The sequence below is a fragment of the Prescottella defluvii genome, assembly GCF_000738775.1.
GTDB lineage: Bacteria > Actinomycetota > Actinomycetes > Mycobacteriales > Mycobacteriaceae > Prescottella > Prescottella defluvii.
In genome coordinates this window covers 1-244 of the sequence record NZ_JPOC01000205.1, presented here as the reverse complement: position 1 = coordinate 244, position 244 = coordinate 1, and the positions used below count along the sequence as shown (strand labels likewise).

Annotated in this window: 1 pseudogene; it reads right to left on the bottom strand. The window is 65.2% G+C overall.

Features of this window, described 5'->3' with window-relative positions:
• A pseudogene (locus IJ15_RS0124490) lies at positions 1 to 244 on the bottom strand (bile acid:sodium symporter family protein); the annotation flags it as partial.

The window sequence follows — 244 nt, the reverse complement described above, 5'->3', positions numbered from 1 at the left end:
GGCGATGGTCCCGACGATGACGAGCACCAGCACGACCGCCGACGCGATCCGGACGGGCTTGTCCATGCGGTGCGCGAAGTCCGACCACCGCGCACGCACGAACATGCCGATCGCGACGGGGATCAGCACGATCGCGAACACCTGCAGGATCTTGCCGAACTGCAGTCCCATCGACGTCCCGGAGTCGTCGGGATCGAAGTAGCCGAGAGCGAAATTGGTGACGATGGGGAGCGTGATCACCGCG